This window comes from Neobacillus sp. KR4-4 (assembly GCF_042136325.1).
In the GTDB taxonomy this organism is placed as follows: Bacteria; Bacillota; Bacilli; order Bacillales; family Cytobacillaceae; genus Neobacillus.
The window spans coordinates 1-18,108 of sequence record NZ_JBHHJU010000034.1 but is presented as its reverse complement, the minus strand read 5'-3'; the positions used below and the strand labels follow the sequence as shown (position 1 = coordinate 18,108).

Sequence of the window (18,108 nt, the reverse complement as noted above, 5' to 3'; positions counted from 1 at the left end):
GAATGGATGTAAAATATATCCCATCAGACTGGGAAAAGATGAAAGACGGCATTGGCGATTTAATTGGCCTTGGCCGTTGGGGCAAAGGGATGATTGATACGCTGAAAGACCTAAGTGATAACTTAGAGGATGCTGAGTCTGATATCGCGAACCATGATAGTGATGGGGTCATCTCCTTTCAGCATACCAGTCAAAAAAGCAAATACCAAGGATTGTTTGAAGATTTTGAGGTATTACATAGCTTTACCGGGAAGGTCGGAGAGATTGTTGACCGCACCATTGATCAGCCATTCTATGAAGATATGGATGCGTTTGTTGAAGCAATGCGGGATTTAACGATTTCCAGCTATAAAACAACGAATCGCATCGGAGCGACGGAAACTCAGTATGTCTATGCAGGTTACGGTTACGGTCCTGCTCAATCGTTGGAAGTTCCTAAAACGGAAGTAAGCTTGGATGACTTGTTTAGTGGAGATAATTATTATGCAGAACAGATGAAACTTGAATACGATGCCTGGAAAGAACTGAATCCTGACCAGGATTTCTCGCAAGAAGAATATCAACAAGGTGTTCTAAATACGCGTGCCTTTGAGTACGAATCGATTCGAAACCAACAAGAAGACAAAGAATTTTGGGTTCAAATCGGAGCGTTGGCCGTCATTGTGGGAGCGACGATTATTTGCCCTCCAGCAGGCTTGGCATTAGGGGCTGCATATGGGGCGCTGGAATTGAGTACAGCTGTGTCAGGCAAGGACTGGGTGTCAGGCCGGGAGCTCGGGACAGGGGAACGCTGGTTTCGCGGACTATTAGCTCCATTGGATATTGTTCCTGGTGTGAGTGGGTTAACAAAATTCTCAAGCACGGTCCGTCTCGCCCATCTAGGGGGGAATATCGGAACGGTCGGATTGCGGACGGGAGTTAAAGAGAGTATCCATCAAGGCATGAATCATATCGATAACATGGTGAAAACCGCTGGCCAGCAATCAGTTACACGTTTGAAGAGTGCGTCATCGGCAATAATAGATACAACCAATGTGGTGAAAAATAAACTGGCAAAAGATACACTGGAAGCAGGAAGGTTAGTTGATTCTGCTATAACAAAGGCGAAAAACATTACCCCGTCGCGGCGGATGGGCTTATCAATTGACGATGCTGGCGATGTTGGAAAGGTTCGAATCCCTGTTGAGAATACTCATGCGGTGGAGAATAAGCTGAAAGATGTGTTGAGCAAGATTGATGGTGTTAATCTCGGTAAGAGTAGTCCTAAGGAAGGTATTAAAACTGTTGATACCTTATTAACAGAAACTACTTGTTCACAGGAAGATTTATATAAATATTTAAAGAATAATGATAGTTACTCTAATACAAACTATGCCGAGGAATATTTAAAAACTGGAAAATGGCCGGAAGATGTACAAATACCTAAGAATCCAGGAGTTTTAAATGAGGACGGTTCAATCAAATGGTCTGAGGTTCCAAATGGAGGCTATGTACTTGATGCTGATGGGAATGCAATTAAAGAAGTATATGTGCCCAAACCTGCTGAAACCCTTGATAGATATGGACCTGCAAATGGCAGATACACTTCACCTGTACCAGAAGGTACTCCATTCACTTATGACCAAAGATCATTACCATATTTAGAAGACCTCTCAAAATATCATCAATATGAAGTAACGGGCGATTTTTCAAAGCTAGAGGAATATGTTGCTAAGTGTAACAATCCTCAACTGAAATTAAAAATAGAAGCTCAGGTACTAAGATATTATAATGGGGATTACAGTAAATTAGTTACACATCAAGGGGGAATTGCAGAAGGTTTTGGGTCGTCAGGTGGAGGAATACAATATGAACTTCCATTACCTGTAGGATGGTTAGAAGAATTGGGACTGTTAAAGGAAGTTAAGTGATACTAATTTTAAGTAAGGGATCCGTTGCTAAAGTAATTACTAATAATTTATAAACTATAATTTAACTAATCTTGAAGTTATCCTGAGGAGGACATGATATGACGAATGAAGAAGCAAAGGAAATAATAAAAAATGAAGGGCTGCAACGTTTTAATTGGTATAATGATCATCCTTTAAGAGAAAATGAAGTAGGGATAAGTGGTAATAATAATAATTGGGAAGTTTATGTAACCGATGAGAGAGCTAGTGTTGTCCAAGGTTCCATAACTGTATTTGATAATGAAAGTGATGCGCTTGAAAATTTTATTAAAAGATTGAGAACGGAAAAAATATTGTTTCAATAGATACAAGATATAAATCTAGGATTCAAAGTCAAATGAGCTTTGAATCCTTTTTATAATTTCAATGAGATAACTTGGACGATCTACGAAAAAGTAGCAGTTTTTTTATGACTAATAGAAAATGGTTAATTACATTATTGGGTGAACAATTGGGAATAAAAAATCAAATAGAATTTGACTGGGGCGTAATTAGCCCATGGGTGGACATGCGGAGTAGTCAAGCAGAGATTCATTTAACATATTTCTAAACGGATTAAAGGCCAAATGGGCTTGGAATTCCTTTTTAATATAAATCCAATTAGATGGAAGGTTTAAGATAGTTTATTAAAAAATGCTAAAGTAGTTTTTTATAAATAATTAGAAAGTGTGGAGGTCGTAAAACTGGGGGTATGATTGAATGGATGTAAAATATATCCCGTCCGACTGGGATAAGATGAGAGATGGTATTGGTAATTTGACTGGACTAGGGCGTTGGGGCAAAGGGATGATTGATACTCTAAAGGATCTTAGTGATAATTTAGAGGATGCTGAGTCTGATATCGCGAACTATGATAGTGATGGGGTCATAACATTTCAGCACACCAGTCAAAAAAACAAGTACCAAGGATTGTTTGAAGACTTTGAGATATTACACAACTTTACCGGGAAAGTTGGAGAGATTGTTGACCGCACAATTGATCAGCCGTTCTATGAAGATATGGATGCGTTTGTTGAGGCGATGCGGGATTTAACGATATCCAACTATACGACAACTAATCGGGTCGGGGCGACAGAAACTCAGTATGTCTATGCAGGTTACGGTCCTGCTCAATCGTTTGAAGTTCCTAAAACGGAAGTAGGCTTGGATGACTTGTTTAGTGGTGATAATTATTATGCAAGTCAAATAAAATTTGAATACGATGCTTGGAAAGAACTTAATCCAGACCAGGATTTCTCGCAAGAAGAATATCAACAAGCGGTCTTAAATACACGCGCTTTTGAGTATGAATCGATTCGGAATCAACAAGAAGACAAGGAATTTTGGGTGCAAATCGGGGCTCTGTTGGTCATCGTAGGGGCGACAATCATCTGTCCTCCAGCAGGCTTGGCCTTAGGGGCAGCGTATGGAGCGATGGAATTGAGCACATCTGTGTCCGGCAAGGATTGGGTCTCTGGCCGGGAGCTCGGTACAGGGGAACGCTGGTTTCGCGGATTATTAGCACCATTGGATATTGTTCCTGGTGTGAACGGCTTGACCAAATTCAGCAGCACGGTACGTCTCGTCCATCTTGGGGAGAATATCGGAGGAATAGGGTTGCGGACAGGAGTTAAACAAAGCTTCTCCCAAGGAATGAATCATATCGATAACATAGTGAGGACTGCAGGCCAGCAATCAGTCACACGACTGAAGAGTGCCTCAGCGGCGATAAAAGATCGAACAAATGTAGTGAAAAACAAGCTAGCAAAAAATACATTGGAAGCTGGAAGGTTAGTAGACTCAGCTATTACACAATCGAAAAACATTACCCCGACACGGAGAATGGGCTTGGCGATGGGAAGTTTAGGTGAAACTTTGGAGGTTCGTATTCCTGTTGAGAATACTCATGCGGTGGAGAATAAGCTGAAAGCTGTGCTTAGTAGGATTGATGGGGTTAATATTAAAGGTGTTTCTAAGGGTGCAGTAAATGGTAGTTCTGGAGTAAGTGAAGTCAAAACATTTGTTGACAAAGGGAAACAGTTTACAAATGGTAGAAAAAATAAGTTAAAACCTGAGATTAGTTATAGAACTGGAGAGTATGATTATTTTTATGAAACAGATAATTTAGGTAGGATTTCAAAATTTGAAACAGAAAATTTACAATTAACAAAGAGAGAGGACAGATTGTCACACAGCAAAAATACACCAGGTAAAGTAAAAGGTCAAGACCATGCAGGGCATTTGGCGGGTGATAGGTTTGGAGGCTCACCTAAAATTGATAATTTGGTTTCGCAATTATCTGATGTTAATTTGAAGCAATATAAGAAAATTGAAGAAGAATGGGCTGCAGCTTTAAAAGAAATACCACCTAAAAAAGTAACAATTGATGTTAAAATAGTTTACGCTGGAAACGATATGCGCCCAGAGAAATTTATAGTCAGATACACTATAGATGGTAAGTGGGGCTCTAAAGTTCTTAAAAATTAATCTAAGGAGTGAAAAAGTAGTATGAAAGAATTTGAAGATAGATTTAGTGAATTGCAAGCAGATATGATATCAATATGTATGGAATATGTTGAAGATAGAGCCGATAAAGTATATGTTTATGCTTCACGAGAAGAAGGGGTTATTTCTAGTAGTTTTTTTTATTTGATTAATAATAAATATGTAGAGCCTTACAAATTGAATGATGCATTAGTGAATGGGGAGGAAAGATATGATGTGTCTCCAGAACGAGGGTTTATGGTATTGGATATCTTAAATGAAAATATTGAAAAAATTGAAGTATTGTGCAAAGAGTATGAAAGGGATATACCAACTGAGATGAAATTAATATATGATGTTAAGAGTGGCAGCTTTAAAGCAGAGTACAAGTATGATTTAGTATATACTAATGATGATATCAAAACGGCTGATCATATAGCTGATGAGTGGTTTGAGGAGGTTAAAAAAAATAACCTTTAAAATGTTAAGGTTTTAGATATGATCTAATTTGAATTCATCATTCATGAAGGTTGTGTCATCATGGAGTTATATAACTGTGTTCTGTTAAGGAAATTAATATGCTCGTTCTATAGATAGGCTTAGTAAATGAGAATACTTTATATATCACATTAAAGCACTTGAATGCCTTTTAGACATCAGGTGTTTTATCTTTTTATGAGATACTTAAGAATTGGACAACATTAATGGGTGCTTTACTAAAATTCATAGCTCATGAAGGTAGTACCATTATGGAGTTATGAAATAAATCAGAAGGTTGAGAATATGAGTTTTGAAATAGAATTAAATAAATTATATGAACAAATAGCACAACATGTTTACAATATAATTCCAATTGAACATCCATTAAAAGAGAATGAAGTTGGGATAAGGATTGGAAATAGTAACCATTGAGAAGTGTAGGTAACTGATGAGAGAGGCTTTAAATCGATTATTTTTAAAGCAGCAGATGAAAATACAGCTTTTGATAAACTATATAAACTAGTAGGCATACATGAAAGATTAAATAAATAACTCTTTGATGATTAGAAACGGTGCAGGGGAATGCAATGGTAAGTCTACTCTCTATATAGAGTAGGCTTTTTTATGATAGATTACCATTTTTCAAGAGGTTTTAAAGGGAAATATAGGGGAAATGTGGAATTATTAAATCTAAGCCTATCTTGGAGGTGCGGAGGGATGCTCCAAACCTCTCATTTTGAGGAGCAGGGGAAACGATGAAAAAAATACCTAAAAAAATATGGATACCAGTTATACTTGCGTGTGTTTTGATAGGGGGTTATTTATATTTTGATAAGGAAAATGTCTCTGTTAGCGTAGGAACTGCACCGAAGGGTGAAAAGGTAGTTCAAGTCCATGAACAAACTAAAAAGGTTGAACGTGGATTTCCGTTTAGCATGAGTGAAAACGATGTTCAGCAAGCCATACATAATATGTCACACCAAAAGGTATTAGCTGACAAAAAGTGGGGCGCACTGCCTTTAACGCCTGAGCGGGTGAAAAGATTACTACAAGTGGTCGAAGCCAATAAAAAAGAATATGAGAATGCTGATGTTTATTTAACTATATTAAAATCTTGGGATAAAGGCAATTTCGATTACGTGGTTATGAATCACAATGCCATTTGGGAGCTGCAGGGCGGCACGGTTGGAAAAGCCAACGGCAAAGCTTCACCTGAGGAAGAAATGGAGTTTATTCAGGAGAATTATGATGTAAAACAGAAGTGAAATTCATGATATAACCTGCCCAATCTTAAAATTGTTTAGTCTGCTTCATTTGCTGAAGGAGGCTTTTTTGCTTAGAGAAACATTTTTTAGTATCTCCGTCTAATTTTTAACTAGTTTTGAATATTGTTCGTCTGCTATAAAGGAATATTTTAGGAATCTATAGAATACATAAATGGAATGGCCCAAAATAGGTATAACCCGTCCGAGGAGGAGTCACCTTGTCTGTTGATCAAAAGAATCCCACGATAGAAAAGATACTAGTAAACATAGAAAAGGTTATGATTGGAAAAAGGGACGTTGCTGAACTTAGCTTGGTTGCCCTTTTAGCTGGGGGCCATGTCCTCTTAGAAGACGTACCAGGTGTTGGGAAGACGATGATGGTCCGTGCGTTGGCCAAGTCAGTGAGTGCCAATTTCCGTAGAATTCAATTCACTCCGGATCTTCTGCCATCCGATGTAACCGGAGTCTCTATATATAATCCAAAAGAAATGGAATTTCAATTTCGCCCCGGCCCGTTAATGGGGAATATCATACTTGCCGATGAGATTAACCGGACCTCCCCGAAAACCCAGTCTGCCCTTTTAGAAGGGATGGAGGAAGCAAGTGTCACCATTGATGGTGTGACCCATCAACTGAACAAGCCATTCTTTGTTATGGCGACGCAAAATCCGATTGAATACGAAGGGACCTATCCGCTTCCCGAGGCCCAATTGGACCGTTTTTTATTAAAAATGAGAATGGGTTATCCAGACTTACAAGAGGAAATGGAAGTGTTGAACAGAGCACAAAAGGTCCCGCCGATTGAGGAGTTAACTCCTGTCATTGACCTTGAAGGCCTTCTTGATTTACAAAAAGAAATCAAAGATGTGTTTGTTGATGATACGATGAAGCGTTATATCGTTGATATCGTTAACCGCACAAGGGGCCACGGCAGTGTCTACCTTGGGGCTAGTCCAAGGGGTTCAATTGCCTTGATGAAAGCAGCACAGGCTTATGCGTACATGTATGGCCGCGATTATGTTCTCCCAGATGATATTCAATATTTAGCAGGATTTGTCTTATCCCACCGGATTATTTTAAAGTCGGAGGCAAAATTTGAAGGGATTTCGGCTGAAGATTTAGTGAACCAGGTGGTTGCCAGAGTACCGGTTCCAGTTCAAAGGTTAGTGAAATAAATGAAAAAAACAAGGATGATATTGAAAAAAGTTTGGAAGTTTATTCTGCTGCTTTTTTTGATTTTATTAGCTTTCTCCTATGCCATGTTTCAAGGAGGATTTGTAAGTTGGTTTTTATTTTATAGCTTTCTTCCCTTTGCCATTTATGGTGTGGCCATCTTTTTTTACTCCTTAAACGAACTTGAAGTAACAAGAATATTGCCAAAAACAGATTTTAATGCCGGAGAGCCTTTAAAGGTAATTGTTACAGTAAAAAGAGCAAAATCATTTCCGCTTTTTTATTTATTGATTGAGGATCAGTTAGATGAATCCTTGAAATTTGCTCCTCAGCAAAAGAGAGCGAAAGCCCTGCTTCTTCCGGGCTTAAAAAAGGAATTTTTATATGAATATATCATTGATGAGCTGCCGCGCGGAGAACATTTTTTCGAATCTTTTACTTTAAGAATTGGAGATCCGCTCGGTTTATTTGAAAAGGAAAAAAAGGCTGCCATGGAGGACAAAATCATTGTCTATCCGGCGTATACAGAGCTATTATACCGGTCATTTGAAAATCACTATGATTCGGGCCTGACGGCTTCAAGGGAACGTGTCCAGCGCGATACATCCATGGCGACTGGGGTGAGGGATTACCAGCCGGGCGACCGCTTTTCGTGGATTAATTGGAAAGCATCCGCCAAACGAAATATCCTCATGACAAAGGAATTCGAACAGCGGCAATCACATGATGTCTTTGTGGTCATGGACTGTGTACCCACGAAGCAGTTTGAGCCAGTTGTTTCCTTTACAGCCTCGTTATTGCGGGCTATTTTGAAAAAAGGGGGCCAGACCGGTCTGTTAACAATTAGCAACGAACGAACCTCTTTTCCGATTCGCGGTGGAGAGCAGCATCTTCAGCAGCTTTTTTTTCATCTGGCAAAAATAGAAGCGAAATGTACCTTACCATTTGAAAAGGTGTTAGATACCGACGGCCTTCTCATTCAGCAAACGGTTTCGTTTATGCTAATCACTGCACAAATTACGAAACCACTGATTGAAAAAGCAAGCTTCTTAGGTCAGCGAAAGGGAGGAACAATTACGCTTTTTCTGATTAAAGGGGAGAAAGAAGCGCCGATGGATGAGGAACGTTCGCTGATGGCAGTTGCCAATGCCCGTGGAGTACGGGTTGTCTTGGTTCAGGAAGGCGAATTCACGGCAGCCTTTTCGGAGGTGAGCTTCCGTTGATCAAAAGAGATTTTTCATCCTTTTTGTTATATGCTTTTAGTTTTTTATTATTAAGTGAATGGCTGCGTCCGATTGAACAATTAACAGAAACCAATCATATTGAGATGTTTTTTATCTTTATTGTTATTTCGTTTGCTTTATCTTACCTTCATTTGAAATGGACTTGGAATTATAGTATCAAAACGCTCTTTATTTTTTATGCCATTAACCGGCTTCACTATGTAGAAGGCTTCTTTGATTCAACATGGATTACGGCCTTCTTTAAAGATATCTTTGATAACCTTAGTGTGCTCGCAGCAAGGAACTGGAATGACTTATCCAACGAGTTCAGGACTTTGTTATTCTTTATCTTGCTGTGGCTAATGGTTTACTTAATCAATTATTGGATCTTAAACCGAAAGAGAATCTTTATATTTTTCTTTATGACCTTAGTCTATATTACGGTTTTAGATACATTTACACCGTATGTTGCTAAATATGCCATTGTCAGAACGGTGGTGGCTGGTTTTGCAGTGATGGGTATGCTGACATACTTTCGAATCATTCAAAAAGAAAATGTCAGCGCCGAACCTACGTTTCTGCGCAGGTGGATGGTGCCGCTGGCAGTTATGATTTCATTTAGTGTGTTAGTTGGCATAGCCGTACCGAAAGCTGCGCCGATTTGGCCGGACCCAGTTCCATATCTAACAGCCAATAACGACAAGGTTCCTGAAGACAAGGCCAGAAGTGTCAATCGTATCGGTTATGGAACCAATGATGCAGAACTAGGCGGTCCTTTTATAGGGGATAACAACCGAGTCTTTCAGTATGAAGGCAACGGAAAAAATTATTGGAAGATGGAAACGAAGGACGTCTATACAGGAAAAGGCTGGCTGGCCTCTGGCACCACACCTATTTCATTCCGTCAGGAAGACCTTGTGCCTGTCTTTTCGGTGCCTGACACCGTGGAGACCATTAAAGAGACTTCGCAGGTGGTGACAAGTCCAGATTATCATTTCAATTTTCTTATGTATCCAGCCGGAATAAGCAAAGTGTTAAAGTTGCTTCCAGAGGGCAGTCAATATGAAATCGATACGACGATTGAGCGAATCAGCCTATTAGCTAATGACAATGTCCCTGCTGTACCGCAGGCCTTTACTGTTGAATATAAAAAACCAAAGTACAAAGCTTCAGACTTAGTCCAAACAACGAGCTATGACCCAACTATCATCAACGAGAAATTTTATCAAAAATATACACTCCTGCCGGAGAATCTTCCGCCACGAGTGAAAGAATTAGCAGCAGAGATTACGGCCACAAAAACCAATTGGTTTGATAAAGCAAAAGCGATCGAAAGTTATTTTGGAAAATCTGCGTTCACTTATGACCAGAAAAATGTCGCGGTGCCTGACACCGAAGATGACTATGTGGATCAATTTTTGTTTGAGACAAAAAGGGGTTATTGTGACAATTTCTCCTCTTCGATGGCGGTGATGCTGAGAACACTCGGGATTCCAACGCGCTGGGTAAAAGGGTTCACAGGCGGAGATTTCCTGCAATATAGTGATGAGACTTCAGGGACTCAAGTGTATGAGGTAACAAATAATAATGCCCATTCTTGGGTTGAGGTCTATTTTCCGAACCAAGGCTGGGTACCATTTGAGCCAACCAAGGGCTTTTCAAATGAAATTATCATCAATTACGAAACGAATGGCCCAACATCATCCAATAATCAAGAAGCCAGTCCAGCTCCAGTGAAGAAGCCTCAGCAGAAAGAGATTGAGGATCCTAATAAAGCAAATGATTCGAAATCATTCTTTAATGTTAAAAGGGTCTGGGAAGAGACCCAATTGCTTGTGAAAAACAATTGGAAGCGGATGGTTTTCATAATCATAATAGTGGCTGCAGTAGTTGGTATTCTTTACGGCAGTCGCGGTAAGTGGTTTCCATATGGTCTGTTAGTCATTTACCGATTTAAGAAAAAGGACGAAAACATCAGTGCTGCCTACTTAGCTTTGTTGGAACAGTTTGAACGCTACGGATTAAAGCGGAAGGAAAACCAAACACTACGAAACTATGCCCGTTACATTGATTCCTTCTTTTCGACAAGAGAAATGTCAGAACTAACGGCTATTTATGAAAATTATCTGTATCATAAGCAATTGCCAAAGGGCACTTGGAAAGAATCGCATGAATTATGGGAAAATTTAATAAAAAAGACAATTGCTTGACCGGAAAAACCACCTATTGTTACAATATGTACTAATTCATGTTTAGCACAAGCATCTGCCTAAAAAGATGCTTGTACTATTCAAAATATAGTACGTTTCCTTCATATATCCTCGAAAATTTGGTTCGAGAGTCTCTACCGGGTCACCGTATAATGACCTGACTATGAAGGCAGGATTTTTCTGTGGTCTTTTTACGAGAAAACTAGAATTCTGCCTTCCTGATATTTTTTGGAGGGGAGAATTCTAGTTTTTTTTATATCCTTTGCTGTAAAGGTTCATAATAACTATAACTTGAGAAAATTGAGGTGGATGCTTTGCCAGGCAAGAATGAGATGATTATTGTATTAGATTTTGGAAGTCAATATAACCAGTTAATAACCCGCAGGATCCGTGAATTCGGGGTATACAGTGAATTACATCCGCATACGATTACAGCTGAAGAAATCCGCAAGTTAAACCCAAAAGGGATTATTTTCTCCGGCGGGCCAAATAGTGTTTACGATGAAAATTCTTTCCGCTGTGATGAAGCCATTTTTGAAATGGGTCTGCCGATCCTTGGTATTTGCTACGGGATGCAATTAATGACCGTCCATTTTAATGGGAAGGTTGAAAAAGCGAAAGAACGTGAATACGGAAAAGCAACAATGACGGTACAGAATCCATCAGCGTTATTTACAGGACTGCCAAATGAGCAAACCGTGTGGATGAGTCACGGTGATCTTGTTGTCGAAGCTCCTGCAGGTTTTACTGTTGATGGCACAAATCCAACCTGTCCAATTTCAGCAATGAGTAATGAAGAGCAAAAGCTTTATGCTGTTCAGTTCCACCCGGAAGTACGTCATTCCGTTTATGGGAATGAATTGTTAAGAAATTTTGTTTTTAACGTGTGTGAGTGCACTGGCGATTGGTCAATGGGTAACTTCATTGAAATGGAAATGGCAAAGATTCGTGAGCAGGTTGGCGATAAAAAAGTTCTTTGTGCTTTAAGCGGCGGGGTGGATTCATCCGTTGTTGCTGTGCTGATTCATAAGGCAATCGGTGATCAACTTACTTGTATTTTTGTCGATCATGGCTTGCTTCGGAAAAATGAGGCTGACAGCGTGATGAAGACTTTTTCAGAAGGCTTCCACATGAATGTTATCAAAATTGATGCCAAAGACCGTTTCTTATCGAAGTTAGAAGGTGTTTCTGACCCTGAGAAAAAACGAAAAATTATTGGTAATGAATTTATTTATGTATTTGACGATGAAGCGACAAAACTGGAAGGTATTGAGTTCTTGGCCCAAGGTACGCTTTATACCGATATTATTGAAAGTGGTACGGCGACTGCACAAACCATTAAGTCCCATCACAATGTAGGCGGATTACCGGAAGATATGCAATTTAAACTAATCGAACCGCTAAACACCTTATTTAAGGATGAAGTCCGGGCACTTGGAACTGAGCTGGGAATTCCGGATGATATCGTCTGGAGACAGCCATTCCCTGGACCAGGTCTTGGCATTCGTGTGCTTGGGGCCATTTCAGAGGATAAACTGGAGATTGTTCGTGAATCGGATTGGATTCTTCGCGAGGAAATTAAAAAGGCCGGTCTCGACCGAGAAATTTGGCAATATTTCACTGTACTACCGGACATTCGCAGCGTCGGTGTAATGGGGGATGCAAGAACATACGATTACACGATTGGAATTCGTGCTGTGACCTCCATTGACGGAATGACGTCCGATTGGGCAAGGATCCCTTGGGATGTTTTAGAAGTCATTTCAACAAGAATTGTTAACGAAGTAGCTCATGTCAACCGGGTCGTTTACGATATTACAAGTAAGCCGCCTGCAACGATTGAGTGGGAATAAGAAAAGCGGAAGCCCCTAGCGCTGATGCTAGGACAATAAGAAAAGCAAAGAACTGGAACCGATTATTGGTTCCAGTTCTTATTTATTTTTGGAAAAAGCGACTAATTATATCAGGAACATCCATATTCACGAACGATGTTAAAATTTATTTTAATATCGTTCGTATTTTTTGTTTACAAGAGGTTTCTTTCCTGCTAAAATAAAAAACGTGTTAAGAGAAGGTAATAATAATTGCATCGTATAATCTTGGGGATATGGCCCAAAAGTTTCTACCGAGCCACCGTAAATGGCTTGACTACGAGGCAGTGTTTAATATAAGAGGTATGTTTTCTTTCCCTCTATTTATTGCACTTGCCTTACGTCAGCTCCGGTAGAATAAACCGGAGCTTTTTTGCATAAACAATAAAGAAAGAACCTTAGGGGGCAAAAGAATGCATAAGTATTTTGAATTTGAGAAACATGGGACAAATTATCGCCGTGAGTTTATTGGGGGACTAACGACCTTCTTAGCAATGGCTTATATACTAGTTGTTAATCCATTAACATTATCATTAGCTTCCATAAAGGACTATCCTGATGCCTTAAGAATGGACTATGGTGCAGTATTTGTGGCAACAGCTCTTGCGTCTGCACTAGGATCAATTGTCATGGGACTCCTTGGAAAGTATCCGCTGGCATTAGCTCCAGGAATGGGCTTGAATGCGTTCTTTGCTTATACGGTGGTATTAGGGAGCGGAATTCCTTGGCAGCACGCCCTTGGAGCAGTTCTTATCTCAGGTGTATTTTTCTTCTTATTGACTCTTACTGGCCTGCGCGAAAAAATAATTAATGCGATTCCAGTTGATTTAAAACATGCTGTTGGTGCAGGGATTGGCTTGTTCATTACTTTTATTGGATTACAAAATGCTGGGATTGTAGTCAATAATGATGCAACACTAGTTGGATTAGGCGATTTGACAGCCGGGCCTACACTACTTGCTATTTTTGGTATCGTCGTAACAGTAATTATGATGACTAGAGGTATTAACGGAGCCGTATTTTATGGTATGGTCATCACAGTAATCGTAGGAATGATCTTTAACTTAATTGATATGCCGACTAAAGTAGTTGATTCTGTTCCAAGCTTATCACCGACGTTTGGTGCAGCATTCTCTTCGTTCGGAGATAGCTCTTTTTATACAACAGCCATGCTTGGAATTGTTCTTACCTTCTTGTTTGTTGACTTCTTTGACAATGCAGGTACCCTTGTTGCAGTAGCAAACCAAGCGGGAATTATGAAAGACAATAAGCTGCCTCGAGCTGGACGCGCGCTAATTTCAGATTCGATTGCAACAACTGTTGGTGCTGTGTTAGGTACATCAACTACAACATCTTACATCGAGTCGTCTGCAGGGGTTGCCTCTGGTGCTAGAACTGGATTTGCAGCCTTAGTAACAGCTGGATTTTTTATCTTATCGCTCTTCTTCTTTCCGTTATTATCAGTGGTTACTGCACCTGTAACCGCACCTGCGTTAATTATTGTTGGGGTATTAATGGTATCTTCATTAGGAAAAATTGATTGGCAGCGTTTTGAAATTGCTGTTCCAGCCTTCTTAACGATGATTGCTATGCCGCTGACATACAGCATTGCAACAGGTATTGCAGTGGGCTTTATCTTTTACCCAATCACAATGATTATCAAGGGTCGTACAAAAGAAATTCACCCAGTTATGTACTTTTTCTTTGTAATCTTTGTTCTATATTTTATTTTCTTAAAATAATAATAAAGGGAACTGTGGGCGCACCACAGTTCCTTTTATTTTGTCAAAAATTATCGTTCGAATAATTTACCAACTAGTATGACATAATGTTGTCGAACTTTGTCGTTGACTTCCTGTTTTCTGTCTTTTATTCTGTAATTACAAAGGTAAAATGGGAGAAATGGGGAAAAAGGGAATGGTGCAGCTGAAAATTGAAAAGGTTTTAAATAATAATGTATTGATTGCTGAACACCCTTCCTATGGTGAAGTAGTTTTGATTGGTAAGGGGATCGGCTTTAATCGCAAACATGGTGATTTAATTGAGAAGGACTCTGCTGAAAAGCTCTTTGTCTTAAAAAATGAAAAGGAGCAACAAAATTATCTTAAATTGCTCCCGTTTATTGATAACGATTTCTTAGAGGTGATCATCGCATCGATTGAGTTAATCAAGCAACGAACAAATTCGATGTTAAATGAACATATTCATGTTGCCTTAACTGACCATTTAATGTTTGCCTTAACACGGGCTTCCCAAGGGATGGAAATGAAAAATCCCTTCTTAGTGGAGACAAAGGCGCTTTATCGTCATGAGTATGAAGTGGCTAAAGAGGTTGTCCAACTTATTAAGGATAACACTGGGATTAGCTTTCCAATTGGAGAGGTTGGCTTTATCGCCTTGCATATTCACAGTGCAATAACCAATAAAGACCTATCTGATGTAAACCAACATTCCCAACTTGTCAGCAAACTGGTTGATATGGTTGAAGAACAGTTGGAGCTAGTGATAGATAAAGAAGGAATCGATTATATGAGACTTGTTCGCCATCTCCGTTTTGCGATTGAACGAGTTGTGAACGGTGAAAAAGTGGATGAGCCAGAAAAAATTTCTTCCCTATTGAAAGATGAATATCCTATATGCTATAATCTTTCATGGAAGCTCATAAAAGTGATGCAACAAACCTTAAAATTAAAAGTCTTTGATGCAGAAGCAGTATATCTAACGATGCATTTACAACGACTTCAAAAAAAATATAAATAGCACTTATTCTTTTACGTGTTACTGATTCGATCAGGCATGAGTAAAAAGTTTAATTGAACTCAAGTTATTGGGGTAATCTATACCCATAGCTTTATTCGATTGGACCTTTACTCATGCCTTTTTTGTTGTTACTTCTAACAAATATGTAACCGCTTTATGAGCTAAACAAAAAATAGGAGGGACTTTATATGTTTAAAAATGCTTTTGGTGTTTTACAGAAAGTCGGTAAAGCATTAATGTTACCAGTTGCGATTCTGCCAGCTGCTGGGATCTTACTGGCAATTGGTAATGCACTTCAAAACCCAACACTAGTTGACATCGCCCCATTCTTAGATAATAGCGGGATTGCGATGGTTGCAAAGATTATGGAACAAGCTGGTAGTGTCATATTCGGAAACCTATCATTATTATTTGCTGTTGGGGTTGCGATTGGACTAGCAGGGGGAGAAGGTGTAGCAGGGCTTGCTGCGATTGTCGGTTTCCTTATTATGAATGCAACAATGGGAACTGCATTGGGCATTGATGCAGATGCACTTGCGAAGCATCCTCAAAGTTATGCTTCTGTACTAGGAATACCTACACTGCAAACGGGTGTTTTCGGAGGTATCATCGTCGGTCTAATTGCCGCTTATATGTATAATAAATTCTTTGAAATTGAATTACCATCATATCTAGGTTTCTTTGCTGGTAAGCGTTTCGTTCCGATTATAACTGCTGCAAGTACTGTTCTTTTAGGATTGTTAATGATCCTAATCTGGCCGCCAATTCAATCAGGCTTAAATGCGTTCTCTACGAATATGGTTGATGCGAACAAAACGATTGCTGCCTTTATCTTTGGGGTGATTGAACGTTCATTAATTCCATTTGGATTGCATCATATTTTCTATGCGCCATTCTGGTATGAATTTGGAAGCTATACAAACGCTGCGGGTGACCTTGTTCGTGGTGACCAACGTATTTTCATGGAACAAATTAAAGATGGTGTTCAAAATTTAACTGCAGGTACGTTCACAACAGGTAAATACCCATTCATGATGTTTGGACTCCCTGCTGCTGCATTAGCGATTTATCATGAAGCTCGTCCAGAAAAGAAAGTGTTTGTGGGAGGCTTAATGGCTTCTGCGGCGTTAACTTCTTTCCTTACTGGTATTACCGAACCAATTGAATTCTCGTTCTTATTCGTTGCGCCAGTATTATTTGGTATCCACGCAATCTTTGCTGGATTATCATTTATGACTATGCACTTGTTAAATGTAAAAATCGGGATGACCTTCTCAGGTGGACTAATTGACTATATTTTATTTGGATTAATCAACCCGCAAACAAATGCTTGGATCGTTATTCCAGTAGGTCTTGTCTTTGCGGTTATTTATTACTTCGGTTTCCGTTTTGCGATTCGCAAGTTTGATTTAAAAACTCCAGGTCGTGAACTTGAGGAAGAAGAAGATCAAGCGGCAACAGGGAAATCAGGTTCAGGTGATTTAGCAGCTAATATTTTAGATGCAATGGGTGGAAAAGATAATATTGCTCATTTAGATGCGTGTATTACACGTCTTCGTGTATCGGTTAATGATATTAAAAATGTGGACAAAGCTGAATTGAAAAAACTTGGTGCAGCTGGAGTCTTAGAAGTAGGAAATAACATTCAAGCAATTTTCGGACCACGTTCTGAAACCATAAAGGGTCAAATGAAAGATATTATGTCCGGTAAGAGACCTCGTACCACTTCTGTTGATACAGCGGAAAAAAGTCCGGAACAAAGTAATGTGAATTCAGATGCAATTCAAAAAGCACGTGAGAATGAAGTGTTTGCAGCACCGCTTAAAGGGGAAATAAAGCCAATTACTGAAGTACCTGATCAGGTGTTTGCTGGAAAAATGATGGGTGATGGCTTTGCGATTGTACCAGCTGAAGGAACGGTGGTTTCACCGGTTAATGGAAAAATCGTCAACCTATTCCCAACTAAACACGCCATTGGTATCTTATCTGATACAGGGCGTGAAATCCTGATTCATGTTGGTATTGATACTGTTAATTTAAAAGGTCAAGGTTTTGAGACGTTAGTTTCTGAAGATGACATCATTGAACAGGGGCAGCCGTTATTAAAAGTTGATTTAAATTACATTAAAGAACATGCAACATCTACAATAACTCCGATTGTTTTCACGAACTTAGCCGAAGGTGAAAAAGTTGTACTGAATAACCAGGGTCAAGTGGAATTGAAGCAAGAAGGAATCGTTAAGATTACAAAGTAAAAGGAAGCTGGCCCTGGTAACTGGGCCGGCTTTTCTACTTATATTATAGAAGAAAGTCGGTAATGGAAAAAAATTGTAGGTTTTTGTTGACGAGGCATAGGCGTGGTGGTATTATATTAAAGCAGTCGTTAATGACAAGTTAACAACTTGTTGGTGTTTAAAATATTGATAAAAAACATTGACAACGATTTGCTGAAATGATATAGTAATAAAGTTGCTTCTAACGGAGTAACGAGCTTGTTCTTTGAAAACTAAACAAACAAAATCGTGCAAACAAACAATATTAATCGTGTTTCTTCTATTATATATAGTTAGAACATGAGCCGACGTATCAAATGAGCTAATCAACTTTCTTGGAGAGTTTGATCCTGGCTCAGGACGAACGCTGGCGGCGTGCCTAATACATGCAAGTCGAGCGAGACTCTTCGGAGTCTAGCGGCGGACGGGTGAGTAACACGT

General features: G+C 39.3%; 13 protein-coding genes, 1 rRNA gene and 2 riboswitches. All 14 genes read left to right on the top strand.

The genetic code is table 11. The annotated features are described in order from the left end of the window. The first annotated feature begins 2 nt into the window (after positions 1 to 2). Positions 3 to 1,910, top strand: coding sequence for a TNT domain-containing protein (locus ACE198_RS24465; RefSeq protein ID WP_375377365.1), 1,908 nt, complete (start codon positions 3 to 5; stop codon positions 1,908 to 1,910). A 98-nt stretch (positions 1,911 to 2,008) separates the two neighbouring features. Next, entirely contained in the window at positions 2,009 to 2,254 is a 246-nt protein-coding gene (locus ACE198_RS24460; RefSeq protein WP_098576705.1) for an Imm59 family immunity protein, read from the top strand. 394 nt (positions 2,255 to 2,648) lie between these two features. After that, entirely contained in the window at positions 2,649 to 4,415 is a 1,767-nt protein-coding gene (locus ACE198_RS24455) for a DNA/RNA non-specific endonuclease (RefSeq protein ID WP_375377364.1), read from the top strand. Between the two features lie 21 nt (positions 4,416 to 4,436). Beyond that, entirely contained in the window at positions 4,437 to 4,892 is a 456-nt protein-coding gene (locus ACE198_RS24450; protein ID WP_375377363.1) for a DUF600 domain-containing protein, read from the top strand. A gap of 303 nt (positions 4,893 to 5,195) precedes the next feature. Then, positions 5,196 to 5,324 (top strand): hypothetical protein, encoded by a 129-nt coding sequence (locus ACE198_RS24445; protein WP_375377362.1) that lies wholly within the window; start codon positions 5,196 to 5,198, stop codon positions 5,322 to 5,324. Between the two features lie 323 nt (positions 5,325 to 5,647). Beyond that, positions 5,648 to 6,157, top strand: a complete 510-nt coding sequence (locus ACE198_RS24440) for a DUF6241 domain-containing protein (RefSeq protein ID WP_098573457.1) — start codon at positions 5,648 to 5,650, stop codon at positions 6,155 to 6,157. 218 nt (positions 6,158 to 6,375) lie between these two features. Next, entirely contained in the window at positions 6,376 to 7,332 is a 957-nt protein-coding gene (locus tag ACE198_RS24435) for an AAA family ATPase (protein WP_375377361.1), read from the top strand. Beyond that, the gene (locus ACE198_RS24430) at positions 7,333 to 8,553 is read left to right on the top strand and encodes a DUF58 domain-containing protein (protein WP_375377360.1); all 1,221 of its coding nucleotides are present in this window, start codon (positions 7,333 to 7,335) and stop codon (positions 8,551 to 8,553) included. It abuts the gene before it with no gap. Beyond that, positions 8,550 to 10,763 carry a transglutaminase TgpA family protein gene (locus ACE198_RS24425; RefSeq protein ID WP_375377359.1) on the top strand — a complete coding sequence of 738 codons (2,214 nt, stop codon included), beginning with the start codon at positions 8,550 to 8,552 and terminating at the stop codon, positions 10,761 to 10,763. The genes ACE198_RS24430 and ACE198_RS24425 overlap by 4 nt, the downstream gene beginning before the upstream one ends. A gap of 81 nt (positions 10,764 to 10,844) precedes the next feature. Further along, positions 10,845 to 10,947, top strand: a riboswitch (purine riboswitch). Positions 10,948 to 11,095: 148 nt separating this feature from the next. Continuing rightward, complete coding sequence (guaA, locus tag ACE198_RS24420) at positions 11,096 to 12,616, top strand: glutamine-hydrolyzing GMP synthase (RefSeq protein WP_375377393.1); 1,521 nt, start codon at positions 11,096 to 11,098, stop codon at positions 12,614 to 12,616. Between the two features lie 216 nt (positions 12,617 to 12,832). Continuing rightward, positions 12,833 to 12,934, top strand: a riboswitch (purine riboswitch). Positions 12,935 to 13,047: 113 nt separating this feature from the next. After that, entirely contained in the window at positions 13,048 to 14,376 is a 1,329-nt protein-coding gene (locus ACE198_RS24415; protein WP_375377358.1) for an NCS2 family permease, read from the top strand. A gap of 175 nt (positions 14,377 to 14,551) precedes the next feature. After that, on the top strand, positions 14,552 to 15,394 hold the full coding sequence (gene glcT / locus ACE198_RS24410) for a glucose PTS transporter transcription antiterminator GlcT (protein ID WP_375377357.1): 843 nt from the start codon (positions 14,552 to 14,554) through the stop codon (positions 15,392 to 15,394). A gap of 188 nt (positions 15,395 to 15,582) precedes the next feature. After that, entirely contained in the window at positions 15,583 to 17,649 is a 2,067-nt protein-coding gene (gene ptsG, locus ACE198_RS24405) for a glucose-specific PTS transporter subunit IIBC (RefSeq protein ID WP_375377356.1), read from the top strand. A gap of 350 nt (positions 17,650 to 17,999) precedes the next feature. After that, a 16S ribosomal RNA gene (locus tag ACE198_RS24400) occupies positions 18,000 to 18,108 on the top strand; the annotation flags it as partial.